This is a genomic window from Serratia sp. AKBS12, assembly GCF_024793895.1.
Lineage (GTDB): Bacteria > Pseudomonadota > Gammaproteobacteria > Enterobacterales > Enterobacteriaceae > Serratia_F.
In genome coordinates, this window is record NZ_JANUSB010000003.1 from 1 (window position 1) to 13,512 (window position 13,512).

Below are 13,512 nucleotides of genomic sequence, written 5' to 3' on the forward strand. Positions count from 1 at the left end.
TGAATCTCACCGCCGCATTAATTTCATTGAGATAGGCGCGTACCTGATCCTCTGCTTTATTATGTTGATAACGCCTTGCTGACGAATTAGCACTGTGTTTTCCTGAAACTAAAGAAGGATAAAGGTCTTGTTTTTCATTATAAACCACTACTGAAAATAGATTATTCTCAACTTTAGAGTAATACTCAGGACTGTCGTTATTTGCACCAAAGAATCGACCAGTATCTACCACATTCTTATGTCCTAGGAGGGAATAAAACACCCCGCCCATGTTAAATTTATTTAGATTGTCGCCACGTAACGTTTGCGTGCCTTGAATTAGTGATTTCAATACACGAGTAACTCCATACGCGCCGTCATCCACCAACGATGAATTGAAATCAGCCATCACGATACCATTCATAACAGGATAACCTTCGGCATTGATCGTCACTGTCCCAAATTTACTTTTGTGAGATTCACCCGGTTTTAAAATTGTCACGCTGGTTGACGCTGCCCCGCCACCATTACTGCCACCGCCCCAGTGAATACCTGTTTGACGGCCGCTCCCACGCTCACTGCTCCAATTAGTTCCATCGCCATAAGAACCCCAGCTTGGAATAATTATATCCTCATCATGTTTTTGAATTTAATAATGTCTCGTACAACTTCTATGTTGCACTCAACAATTGACACATACTCATTAGACATAATTGATTTCACTTTATTTCTGCCTTGGATAATACGTGGATTCCATTGATTGATATATGTGAACCGGTTGTGTGGTTTACTACACACAATTAAAACTCAAACTACCGAGTGAAATAGATGATAGTCACGAAATTGGCGACAGAAGATTTACTCATCGTGGATGATGCTGAAGGCGGAGGTGTACTCGTCCTTTGATGGAACGACCCTCTTCCCATCGTTACGGGATCGGGGTTTCCGCTTTGTGCTTTTCACGGAAAAAATCGCCAAGGGTTAATCTTGGCTGGTTAGCCGGAGGAACTGGCCTGGAGGGATCCGTCTTCCCTATGGTGTGATCACCCTTTCCATTTTCTGTAATTCTCGGCAAACGGCGATCGTCCTCTGCCCCCCCGTTAAAACACTATATGTGGTAGCAAACGCAGCTAAACGCGCTACTACATATAGATATAAAGGGATCGTTCGACGATCCTTTTTATTCTCCTGTATGTCTGTACATGATTCCCATTTATGGTATATTTCCAGAAAGCGGAAAAATTCGCGACGCAATGACCGATCAGCAAAACGAATTATTCTCCGTGACCCGAGCCCTGCCCTCGGTCATAATTTCTACATCAACCGATCGCCGGAGATGGCCTGGCGCTGATTTGGGGAAGAGATCAGGATCGTCTATCGGATCAACGTTCAGATCCGCCAGTTACCTAAAAATTCGATGTATTCAACAAACCCGCTATCCCTTGACTGAGGAACTCTTTATCTACAGGGGTATATTTCGAGCAATCCCACCACATTCAGTTCAAGTACTATAAAGAACATAATAATTCACAATTTGAAATATTTTTCATTTAATCTACATTTATATTTACTGAGGATATATTAAATGGATTTTAAATGGAGGAGGTAAAATATCTTCCAAGATAATTGCGTAAATGTAATCAATGAAAATGCTAATTATTATCGATACCAATTAACACTTCCACGACTAAGATTCAACTTATTGATTATTAAAGAATATAAAAACGACGCAAATAAAAACATGCATCCTTTTATTTGTTAGTGGAAAGATTTTGGCTATCTAAACCACATGACTGAACGCTATTGTCGATCTCTCTGCTGTATGTATACTTACCTCAACCGAATTAGCGCTAAAGTCGATCAGCTTTGACACCTTGCATTAGAGTTAATATTTATATGAAACGGAATAAAATGATGGCGGCCATCAGCAGAGCGGCTTTCGAGGAAAATCACGCCCCAGGCATGTTAAACATCGCTACGCTGATAATACTTATAGCCATTCTCACCAATAACGCTATCTATGAACGTATTTTAAAGCCGACATTTCAATCGTGACATTGCTCTGTTGTCGGTGCATCTGGGGATGTCGCCTTTATGAAATGTAAGCAGAAGAATAACAAAACTAATTATTGCCATTAATCAGGATAATGGAACCATGCCCATTCAAATAATATCCAATAAAATAGCTAAACTGCTGTTTATTTTTTTCTCTATCTGCCCTGTAGCAAATGCTTCACTGATACTTGATCAAAACCGAGTTATATATCCTGGTGCGGTAGTACAGTCGGCGATGGTTAAAATCAGTAATCCAACGAAAAATGATTATTTGATACAGAGCTGGATAGAAGATAAAGATGGGAAAATGCAACAGGATATTTTTGTCGACCCGCCACTGGCGAAGATCGCGGCTCTGCATAAAGTAGCCTTGCGTATCAGTGCGATTAATCCTGCGTTGATAAATAAGCCACAAGAACAGTTCTATTGGCTGAATGTGAAAGAGATCCCAAAAATAGATAAGGCCTTAGGCGGTGCGCAGCTGGCTATTGTGATGCGCACCCGAGTGAAAATATTCTTTCGTCCGAAAGAGGTGCCGGCAGATATGGATAGCGCCTATAAAGATATTGAGTGGAAACACAGTTCAGCCGGGCTTCAGGCAAATAACCCGACCCCATACTATATAACATTTGATAAAGTTTGGCTTAATAATAGGAAAGAAAAAAATATTAAAGCAGATATGATTCCGCCGTTTAGTACTATCCTGATTGAAAAAGGTAATACGACACAGGCAGATACCGTTAATTACACCATAATTAACGACTTCGGTGACATTTCTGATGTAGTTCAGAAAAAAGTACATTAATAAAAATCCAAGAGGGAAAAAGTGAATAGATTTACCATGACAGCGGCTGCCACTATTCTGGCAGTGACTTCTGTAAGCACTTTTGCCGGGAGTGAAGCCCCCGTAAGACTTACTGATACAACAGTTGTGCACTTTAAAGGCAAAGTCACCGCTCCGACCTGTGAATTTACCTCACCAAGTCAGGATGTGAAACTTGATGACGTTCAGGCAAGTGAATTAACTAAAGTTCAAAAGGGTGCTGCAACTGATACTGCAAAGAAGAATTTTTCTCTGAAATTGAGCTGTGCTTCTAAAGCAGAAGCCCAACACATTTCCATCGCTCTGGATGCAACCAGCGATAAGAATCTACCATTTATTCTTGCCAATACCTCTGGTTCTGATAGTGGCACCGGTCTGGAGCTTTTCTCTGATAAAGCAGTGGATACGCCGCTTACGCTGAATGCCGACCTACCGCAGACCGACTACCTTGACAACTTGAATATGAGCACTGATGACAATATTGGTTTTATTGTCAAATACGCGCGTGACGGTGATAACGTGACAGGTGGCTACGTCTCAGCGGATGCTACTTTTATAGTATCTTATAAATAACTAAATACAGGCGGAAATAATGGATGCTTTCCGCCTGTAGTAGGCTTAATCGAAGACGAGCTATGTGCAGTCGAATATTCCGATCTGCTGCTTTAATGCTGGCGATCAGTTTTCCTGTCCAAGGTACCGAACAATTTGATCTTTCCCTACTGGAAAACAAAGGTAATGCAACGGTTGACGCCACCTGGTTTAATAAAGGCAACGATCTGCTTCCAGGCGAGTATGAGCTGAAGGTGATTATTAATGATAATCCATTAGCAAATTCAAAAATTACCGTCGGAGAATATAAAGGAAAGGTTCAGCCTCTATTCACCGCCATCCAATTATCTACTTGGGGGATAAAATTTAAACACAATGCAGATAAATTAGCTAATCTACCGTTGAATATCTATATTCCACTGGGAAAGGTTGATGTCGATCAGGGTGAACAAACTATTACAATTACCGTTCCGCAACAAAACTACTCATGTTCTACCGAGGACGATGTAGCCAGTGTAGATGAATGGAGTGATGGTATCAACGCGGCTTTTACCAATTATTCCCTACAGTATGAGCAGGCTCATACCAAAGCCTCATCGGATGAGCTCAGCGTTTACGGCACGCTAGAGAACGGTATTAATGTCGGCGGTTTTCAGTTGCGTAATAATGGTTACCTCACCAATAACGGTCAGCAAGCCCTGTCCTATCTCAGCAGCAACTTCTACATCCGACACGATATTGACACTTTACGCAGCACCGCATTAGTGGGAGATTTTAATACTTCTGGATTTTATTTTTCCAGTCTGCCTCTTCGAGGCGTTTCACTGACTTCAAACCAGGATATGTTTTCTGAAGAAGAAAAAATATATATACCAGCGATAGTCGGCATTGCCAGCAGCAACGCTATCATTACAATCCGCCAGAATGGGTATGTAATTGCCACACGCAAAGTTACGCCAGGCCCCTACTCAATTAAAGATATTCCGGCGACGTCTGGCGCTGGCGATCTGCAAATTATCGTTCGGGAATCAAACGGCAACGAGCATGTTTATTACCAACCCTATAACAATAATGAAATGCTAGTGCCCGCCAGCGTATTAAAGTACGCGCTGTATATGGGGAAAGTCAGAAACTCTTTCGCTGACTCAACATCGCTGTTTGAAAGCGATATACAGTACGGATTCAGCAACAACGTGACCCTGCTGGGTGGCATGATGTATGCGGAGAATTATGCTAACGCCTCTGCAGGTATCGGTGTGAACGCACGATATCTTGGCGCCCTGTACGGCATCATGAATTTTAGCCAGAATTCGCTGGCAAAAGATGCAATTCGACGCGCTGAAAAGTTCAAATTAGGTATCAATCGTGAGTTGGGGCAGGCTAATACCTATCTGTCTGCCAGTTATGAACAGCAAACGTCGGCAAACTATGCTGAACTAACCGATGCGGCAAGCTCCTCATTCAACCACAGTGAAACCGGCTTCAGGCAAAAGGCTTCAGTGCAGCTGGAACAGATGATTGATCACGGTAATCTGATATTCACGTTATCCCATCAGAATAACTGGAACGGCTCAGAAACGACCGATGTCCGGGGCAGCGTAAATTACGATTTCACTCGCTTCACCCTTATCAGCAGCATTGACACTCAGCGCCGCAGCGATGGCTGTAATGACAGAACCTTTTCTGTAGCAGTTTCTATCCCCCTGGGTCGGGAGAAAAATCACTACCTTTCAGTCATCCATACGGGCAGTCAGCAATATGAATCTGAACAGGTGGCTCTGACCGGCAGCTTGCTGCAACAGCATGAGTTGAGCTATGGCGTAAATATGCTGAGCACCGGCGGCGAGCAGGAGATCGACTCCTCACTTAATTATCTCAGTGAATTTGGCTACTGGTCCGGCGACTTCCAGACCAGTAGCCAAGGGCAGAGGCTGACGCTCGGTATGCAAGGTTCCGCCATTCTCCATCACCATGGCCTGACCCTAGGGCAGAAACTTGGTAGTGCGGCTGCTCTGGTGCACACCGATCACGTACCTGAACTCTCTGTGGATAACGCGCAGAACGTCCATACGGATTCCCAAGGTAATGCATTAATTTCAGACATAGTTGCATATCATCATAATGAAGAAATGTTGTTAAACAACTCTAAAAATAAAAACATTGAAATTCAAGATGAAATTCTTTCTGCAACACCACGCGATGGAGCCATCGTTGAGCTGGATTTCTCTGCTCACCCACAGAAAAAACAGTTTATTCGCGTACTGGACAAACAAGGGAATGTAATACCTTTCGGTAATGCCTTGTATAGTGCGAACGGAAATATGGTAGGTATTATTTCAGGGAGTGGCGTTGCGCATATCAATGTCGATAAAAACATGTGGCCACTTCATTACAATAAAAATAACCAGCGTATTCTTTGCTCTCTGGTTAAAAAAAATGAAAATTTTATATGGGATGTCGTATGCGAATTACATTAAAAAGATCAGCAGTCCTTTTTTTGCTGTTTCAGGTGGTACAGTTACATGCTGCACCGCGGAATACTAGCTCGCTAAACAGTATTCATCTAAGCGGCGGCACCATTCGGGTTAATAATCGGACTCAGCCGCTTACCCTATTAAAAACGGTACCAATTAATTTGTATGCGTTTTTTGGGCAAAATGACAAAAGTGTCAGGATAGTTACCGCCCCCCCGCTCTGGGATCCGCAACGTGGGATTTATCTGTCTTCCATTCCGGGAATCGGTTTTAGTTTATGCGAGCAGGAAGGGGAAGAATGTTTGGTTCCAGGGCAGGACAAGCCCTTAACGGGTGCGCACTACAGTGTGCGTTTATATGCCACAAATGAAATTCACGGTGGTTTATATACACCCGGTACACTGATGCAATTACAGAGCGAAACCAGCAACGTGTTGCTGACGATGAACAATCTGCGAGTTGACAGCATGCCATGTTCATTTACTGCACAACGAATTGACGTTAAGTTTCCTGACGTTAACTTAAAATCGGCCAGCCGCCAGTTGGCTGAAAAAAGTTTTTCTCTGCCGATTAGCTGCAGCAATAACGATGACTACCGTAACGTGCTGATATCATTTAACTATATGGGTGAAACCTATCAAGGTAATACCATGCGAACCAACCTTAAAGGGATTGGTATTAATCTGAAGAACTCTGGCAATGGTCAGATTACTCTCGGCGATCAGGCGTCTACCCCGCTGAACGACAATACTTTTACCGCGGTTTTACTGCGTATCCCTAACGAGCAGCCACAGGCTGGCAACATTAATATCAGTACCACAGTAACGCTCACCATGCGTTAGAAGGAGGTAAGTTTGGCTATCGAAAATTATTGTACTATAAGAGCTTCCCGGCATGACAACGCTATTAGGGATAGGTCAGAACCAACAAATAAGGCTCAATGATTGAGCCTGTTTGATCCTACTGCGCCAAGAGAAATTGAAGCTCAAGCTGGTTGAGTTCGCTCTGGATATCTTCGGCCAGGCGCCTGTCAGTAACGATATCCGTTAAAGCATTCAAATGTGCCACGTTGAAGAGCGACCAGGCGCCGTATTTAGAGCTGTCCGCCAGCAATACGCGGCGTTTGGCATTGGCAATCAAATCACGTTTCAGCGCAGCTTTTTCTTCCGTTGGTGAGGTTATGCCGTGGGTAATGTCCCAGCCGTTACAGCTCACAAATGCCACATCAGGCCAAACGCTCTGCAACAGGCGACGCCCGTGCTCGCCAATGCAGGACTGGCTCGAATCATCGATTCGTCCGCCGATGATCGTCACTTCAATCTGCTTAAATTCCGAGAGAAACAACGCAATGTGCAGATCGCTGGTAATCACGCGTAGCGGCAGGTGAGTCAACTGGCGGGCGAGTTCAATCATCGTGGTTCCTGCATCCAGTACGATGGCATCCCCCGCTTTAACAAAACTCGCAGCCGCGCGGGCGATAGCATGTTTTTCCGCCAGATTGCGCTGCATTTTTTCATGTGTCGTAGGCTGGGAAGGAATAAACCGGTTAAGAGTGACGCCGCCGTGGGTGCGGCTGATGACGCCCTCCTGATCGAGCTTAATCAGATCGCGGCGAATCGTCGCCGGAGAGGCATCGGTAATCGCCACCAGTTGATCCACCGTCACCAGGTTGTGCCCTTTCAGGTAATCCATTATCTGCTCTAACCGGTTATATCCCTTCATATTATTCCCGTATGATTTGCATAGCCAACTGGATAGACACCGTCATGCTCTCAGACTTCGCTTTACCGGTCCAGGCAATATCAAACGCGGTACCATGGTCTGCAGAAGTGCGAATAAACGGTAATCCGGCGGTAATATTCACCCCGTCGTAAAAACCGAGTAATTTTAACGGAATATGTCCCTGATCGTGATACATCGCAACGACCATGTCATACATTCCTTCGTGGCACTGCATAAATACGGTATCCGGAGGACAAGGTCCGGTGACGTTTAGCCCCTGCGCCTTCATGGCCTCAACGGCAGGCCCGACAATCCTGATCTCTTCATCACCAAACAGGCCGTTTTCTCCCGCATGCGGGTTAACGCCCGCGACTGCAATACGAGGATTATTGAATCCCACGCGTTTCAGGAACATATCTGCAATACCGATCACGGTTTTTACCCGATCTTGGTTGAGCGTATCAAGGAATTTACGCAACGCAATGTGGGTAGTGATGTGAATCACCTTGAGTTTATCGGTGTACAATACCATGGCGTAATCTTTGCTGTTTGTCAGATGCGCCAGCAGTTCGGTATGACCAGGGTAATGATGCCCGGCCAGATGCAGTGCCTCTTTATTCAGCGGAGCCGTGGCGATAGCCTTCACCTCACCCGCCATTGCCAGCGTGGTAGCGCGCTTGACGCAGCGGAAAGCCAAATCGCCAGCCTGAGCCTGAACACAGCCAGGCTTCAGCGCATCAGGGTCAACCAGCGGCTCATCCAGAACGTTAATCACTTCTGGCGCAAATTGCGCATCACTGACCTTATCGATAAGGCGAATATCGGCATGCGCCGTGATCCCCTTTTCCAGTACCCGTTGTAGCGTACGGGCACAGCCCACCACCACGACAGGCGCTCCAGACAATTCGCCCTCAGTCAGGGACTTAATAATGATCTCCGGGCCAATGCCGGCCGGGTCACCCATGGTTACAGCAATGATATTAGTCACTCAGTCTCTCCTCGATAAAATGCAAAACCTCAAGCAGCGTCTCTTGATTTCCGAAGCCCCCTGCTTTGGTCATTACCGGCCTGAGCCAGGCACAACCCAAAAACTTTCCGTACGGCACGCACTGTGCGAGGCGCCCTGTAATTTCAAACCCTTGCGCGCCCAACGCGCTGGCAACGGCCATCGCCACATCACCACCGGAGACGTACAACGCATCCGGTGCGCGCGTCTCAAGTACCTGCCGGGTCAGTTCACCCAGAAACGAACAGATACGTTGGCCCAGTTGCGCACGGGTAACCTGATGTTTCTGACAAAGCAGTTCGACCTGGTGACGGGACGCCTGGTCCTGGCAGGTATGAACAATGCAGTGTTTGCCAGCCGCAAATGCCTGCGTGATCTGCGTGAGATATCCCTCTGTCACGCCATTCAAAACATCATTAACTTCAATGAATACTGATGCCACGCCAGGCTCTCCTGCGGCCAACGCGATCTGGCGTTGAGCAATTTCGCTCATAGAGCCAACGACGGCCAGCAGCTGTTTACGCCGCACAGGAGCAAGGTGGCGCGCCAGTGCATCGCACAGCCCGGCAGATCCCACCAGCAGCGGCGTCTGTTCGCAGCTCAGCGCGGCGGCGATAACGGCATCTAAATCGTCATCGCTTACTGCATCCACAATCAGCAATTCTGTTCCTTGCGCCAGCGCGTTTTGCAGCGTGTTTACCGTCACGTTTTTACCAACATGGCCGGTAAAAAGATCCATAATCTCCGCCGCTGGTACTGGCGTTTTCGGATCGCTGGCAAATTCGGTTTCATTCACCGGAATGCCGTTCACCAGACACTTGCCGCGCTGCGTGGTCCGCCCGGCGGATGGATATGCCGGTGCGATAATGATCTGCCGCTTACCACTTAGTGCCTGAAGCGCAACGGTTTCAGCCCCGACATTTCCGCGCAGCGTGGAATCAATCTTCTTAATAAGCCAACGGGCACCCGCGATATCCGCGCCAAGCTGCGCGATTTTTTTAGCCGCCTCTGATGCCCGTAACGCCCTGGAATCAGTATTAATAACCAGCGCATCTGCTGATTCGCCAACGGGAGTATGAAACGCCACGCAGACCTTTTTACCGCGCAGTGCCAGGCTGACGCCCGCATCGTTAGCACCGGTAAAATCATCTGCGACCACGACCACATCTCTGTACAGGTTGTTCTCTTTCATTCCCACTCCGGGCTGGTTCATCCTGTTAATGATTATATTCAATCACGATTGATGATATGTGAGCAAGATCAAGTTATTCAGTTTGCGAATAAATTATAAATTTAGCCACACGATGCCCATGACTGTTCTAATTTGAGCGAAATCAATCATGGACACAGAGACAGGAGAAGAATGTGGTAACCATCAACAGCACAATCATCAGCGGAGCAGGTGCCATTCCTGCCATCAGGCCGTTGCTTGCTGGAAAAGAACGGCTCTTACTGGTCACTGACGGCAATATTTCGCGTCTGGAAGCGGCACAACAGATCCGGGAGATCCTCGAAGAGGACAACCGCAGCGTCACGGTTATCGACAATGTGCCACCGGAACCCTCGCACCACGATGTCAGCCAGTTGCTGCACGGTATGACATCAGGCGTTTACGATTTAGTGGTGGGGATCGGCGGCGGCAGCGTGCTGGACGTGGCAAAACTGCTCTCTGTGCTGTGTCATCCGCAGTCACCGGGTCTGGACACCCTGCTGGCGGGAACAAAACCCGTTGTCCGTATTCCTTCCTTGCTGATACCGGCCACTGCCGGTACGGGATCAGAAGCCACGCCGAACGCCATTCTGGCGATACCGGAGCAGAACACGAAGGTAGGTATAATTTCCCCCGTGCTGCTGCCCGATTACGTCGCGCTGCTGCCGGAGCTGACCACCAGCATGCCGGCGCACATAGCCTCGTCGACGGGTATTGACGCCCTGTGTCACCTGATTGAGTGTTTCACTTCGACGGTGGCAAATCCGGTGAGTGACAACGCCGCACTGACCGGGCTGTACAAGCTGCTGAACAATATCGAAACGGCCTGCGCCGAACCGGGCAACCTGGTGGCAAAGCTGGAGATGCTGTGGGCTTCTTATTATGGCGGTGTGGCGATTGCCCATGCCGGTACTCACCTGGTTCATGCGCTTTCCTACCCCCTTGGAGGGAAATACCACCTGCCGCACGGTGTAGCCAACGCCATTCTTCTGGCTCCGTGCATGCGCGTGGTGCGCCCCCATACGGTTGCGAAGTTCGCACAGGTCTGGGATCTGGTGCCAGGTGCGGATACCGCCCTGTCAGACGAGGAAAAATCCCACGCGTTGGTGGAATACTTTGCGGCGTTGGTCCGCAGGCTCAACCTGCCAGACAATCTTGAAGCGCTGGGGGTACCGCGAGAGGACATCGCCTCCCTGAGCGAGGCTGCACTCAACGTTAAACGTTTGATGAATAACGCCCCTTGCCAGCCTGACTACCACGAGGTGCAGGCCATTTACCGGACACTATTCCCCAAAATTGATATCGAAGGAGTGATTAATGCGTAACACCATTAAGGGCGTGCTGACGGCTATCGTCACCCCCTTTGACACCGAAGGTGCCCTCAATCTTTCCGGCCTGGAACGACAGATCGCCCGTCAGCTTGATGCCGGCAACGGCGTTTTTTGCGGCGGAACAAACGGTGAGTTCTTCGTCCTGAGCGAAGAGGAAAAAATCGCCGTCACCCGTACCTGTGTGGAAACCGTCGCAGGGCGCGCGCCTGTTGTAGCCCACATCGGCGAAATCTCGACCCGCGACACCATCCGTCTGGGGAAACACATTGCCTCACTGGGCGTGGATGCCGTATCGGTCATTACCCCTTATTTCGTGCCGCTCAAGCAAGCCGAGCTTGTCACGCATTACATGGCCATTGCCGATGCGCTAAGCGTGCCGGTTTACCTGTACAACATTCCGGCGCGTACCGGCAACACCATTGAACCTGCCACCGCCCGTGCACTGGCTGAGCACCCCAATATTATCGGCATCAAAGACAGTGCCGGGAGTTACGAGAGCCTGACCGGGTTCCTCAATGCGGTGCGTGACATTGACGGATTTGACGTGCTCAACGGCCCGGACTCCCTTATTCATCAGGGATTTGTCGACGGGTGCCCCGCCTGTATTTCCGGGCTGGCGAACGTTGCACCAGCGGCGATTAACGCCATCTGGGCGCGCTTTAACGCGGGTGATATCGACGGCTCCCGCCGGGCGCAGGAGAGCGTCACGCAGCTTCGCACTGATTTGTATAACGTGGCGTTTTCCCCTGCTGCGGTCAAAAAAGCGTTGCAGCTCATGGGAGAGGACGTCGGAGAGAGCCGCTACGCCGTTACGTTTAACGAGCAACAACAACAACAGATACGCCGCATAGTGACAACATTGGTTAATTAAATGGCGTGAGTTTCGTCAATAAGAATACCGGGTTCTGCTGGTGCCCAGGATTCACTCGCCCTGAAGAGAGGCATAGATGAATAATTTTACCGCTGAAGATACCCTTATTATTGTCGGCATTGTGGTTGCCTACATTCTGTTCACCACCTGGCTGACCTTCCGGATACGGAGTAAAAACTCCGGTGATTTCATGGAAGGCTCCCGTGCGATGCCAGCATTTATCGTCGGGATTCTGCTGATGTCTGAGTATATTGGCGCCAAATCTACCATCGGCACGGCGCAGGCCGCATTCGAAGGCGGCTTTGCCGCCTCCTGGTCCGTCATCGGCGCGGCGATTGGCTTCCCGCTCTTTGGCCTGTTGCTGGTCAAACGCATTTACAACACCGGAAAAATCACCATTTCTGGCGCCATTGCAGAGAAATACGGCAACAGCACCAAAAACATTATCTCCATTATTATGATCTACGCCCTGCTGCTGGTTAACGTGGGTAACTACGTCAGTGGCGCAGCGGCTATCTCCACTGTCCTGAAGGTCAATCTGCCGGTGGCAGCCTTCATTACCGCCATCGTCAGTACCTTCTACTTTGCCTTTGGCGGCATGAAGGGCGTGGCATGGGTGACCGTGCTGCACAGTGCGCTGAAATACTTCGGTATTTTGGTCATCATGGGCTTCGCGCTATCCAAAACCGGCGGTTTCGCGCCAATGATTGAAAAAATGCCAGACTACTACTGGACCTGGGATGGCAACATCGGTGTTTCTACCATTTTTGCATGGCTTATCGGCACCATTGGCTCCATCTTCTGTACCCAGTTTGTGATCCAGGCGATTTCCTCCACCAAAGACGTCAACTCTGCAAAACGTTCGACCTGGGTGGCATTTTTCTTCTGCCTGCCAATTGCACTGGCGATTGCAGTCATCGGCGTGGCGGCAAAATATCTGCACCCGGAAATCAACAGCCTGTATGCGATGCCGATTTTCCTGCAGGATATGAACCCGTGGCTGGCCGGTCTGGTGACAACATCTCTGGTAGCGTCTATCTTCGTCAGCGTCAGTACCGTTGCGCTGGCCATCGCCTCACTGGTGGTGAAAGACTTTTACGTGCCGATGCGCAACCCAACGCCCGAGCAGGAGTTTAAGGCCACACGCTGGATCTCCCTGCTGATTGGCTTCCTGCCGCTGATTTTTGTGCTGCTGGTGCCAGAAGTCCTGAAACTTTCGTTCTTCACTCGCGCCATTCGCCTGTCAATTTCCGTTGTGGCTGTCATCGCGTTCTACGCCCCGTTCTTCCGCAGCACGCGGGGAGCTAACGCTGGCCTGATCGGTGCCTGCGTGGCGACCTCTGTCTGGTATCTGCTGGGCGATCCGTTTGGCATCAACAATATGTATATCGCTCTGCTGACCCCTGCCGTCATCATGGTGATTGAGCGTCTCATTCCGGGGAAGACGCAGGATAAAGCCCCCGTCCCCGCTGAAGATAATGGAGTCTGA

The 13,512-nt window shown here is 48.7% G+C and carries 10 protein-coding genes and 1 pseudogene; 7 read left to right on the forward strand and 4 right to left on the reverse strand.

Annotation, left to right across the window (positions count from 1 at the left end; translation table 11 throughout):
- Positions 1-481 (reverse strand): annotated as a pseudogene (locus NYE85_RS02770) (klebicin D activity protein); the annotation flags it as partial.
- A 1,653-nt stretch (positions 482-2,134) separates the two neighbouring features.
- Here NYE85_RS02770 and NYE85_RS02775 point away from each other — a divergent pair.
- The 4 genes from NYE85_RS02775 to NYE85_RS02790 all read left to right on the forward strand — a co-directional run bounded on the left by NYE85_RS02775 (position 2,135) and on the right by NYE85_RS02790 (position 6,725).
- A complete protein-coding gene (locus NYE85_RS02775; RefSeq protein WP_259002802.1) occupies positions 2,135-2,839 on the forward strand; it encodes a molecular chaperone in 705 nt (234 codons plus the stop codon).
- Between the two features lie 21 nt (positions 2,840-2,860).
- A complete protein-coding gene (locus NYE85_RS02780) occupies positions 2,861-3,430 on the forward strand; it encodes a fimbrial protein (protein WP_259002803.1) in 570 nt (189 codons plus the stop codon).
- Between the two features lie 95 nt (positions 3,431-3,525).
- Positions 3,526-5,886, forward strand: a complete 2,361-nt coding sequence (locus NYE85_RS02785; RefSeq protein ID WP_259002804.1) for a fimbria/pilus outer membrane usher protein — start codon at positions 3,526-3,528, stop codon at positions 5,884-5,886.
- Complete coding sequence (locus tag NYE85_RS02790) at positions 5,871-6,725, forward strand: fimbrial protein (RefSeq protein WP_259002805.1); 855 nt, start codon at positions 5,871-5,873, stop codon at positions 6,723-6,725. Before NYE85_RS02785 ends, NYE85_RS02790 begins: the two co-directional genes overlap by 16 nt.
- Positions 6,726-6,843: 118 nt before the next feature.
- Here NYE85_RS02790 and NYE85_RS02795 read toward each other — a convergent pair whose 3' ends face one another.
- From NYE85_RS02795 to NYE85_RS02805, 3 genes are read right to left on the reverse strand one after another with little or no spacing between them, the layout of a single operon-like run.
- A complete protein-coding gene (locus tag NYE85_RS02795; RefSeq protein ID WP_259002806.1) occupies positions 6,844-7,605 on the reverse strand; it encodes a DeoR/GlpR family DNA-binding transcription regulator in 762 nt (253 codons plus the stop codon).
- Position 7,606: 1 nt separating this feature from the next.
- Positions 7,607-8,593, reverse strand: coding sequence for a D-threonate 4-phosphate dehydrogenase (locus tag NYE85_RS02800; protein ID WP_259002807.1), 987 nt, complete (start codon positions 8,591-8,593; stop codon positions 7,607-7,609).
- The gene (locus NYE85_RS02805) at positions 8,586-9,803 is read right to left on the reverse strand and encodes a D-threonate kinase (RefSeq protein ID WP_259002808.1); all 1,218 of its coding nucleotides are present in this window, start codon (positions 9,801-9,803) and stop codon (positions 8,586-8,588) included. The genes NYE85_RS02800 and NYE85_RS02805 overlap by 8 nt, the downstream gene beginning before the upstream one ends.
- A gap of 173 nt (positions 9,804-9,976) precedes the next feature.
- Here NYE85_RS02805 and NYE85_RS02810 point away from each other — a divergent pair, with 173 nt between their 5' ends.
- From NYE85_RS02810 to NYE85_RS02820, 3 genes are all read left to right on the forward strand, one after another.
- Positions 9,977-11,146, forward strand: a complete 1,170-nt coding sequence (locus NYE85_RS02810; protein WP_259002810.1) for an iron-containing alcohol dehydrogenase — start codon at positions 9,977-9,979, stop codon at positions 11,144-11,146.
- Positions 11,139-12,023: a dihydrodipicolinate synthase family protein gene (locus tag NYE85_RS02815; protein WP_259002812.1), complete on the forward strand. Its 885-nt coding sequence runs from the start codon at positions 11,139-11,141 to the stop codon at positions 12,021-12,023. Before NYE85_RS02810 ends, NYE85_RS02815 begins: the two co-directional genes overlap by 8 nt.
- Before the next feature lie 76 nt (positions 12,024-12,099).
- Positions 12,100-13,512 carry a sodium:solute symporter family protein gene (locus NYE85_RS02820; RefSeq protein WP_259002814.1) on the forward strand — a complete coding sequence of 471 codons (1,413 nt, stop codon included), beginning with the start codon at positions 12,100-12,102 and terminating at the stop codon, positions 13,510-13,512.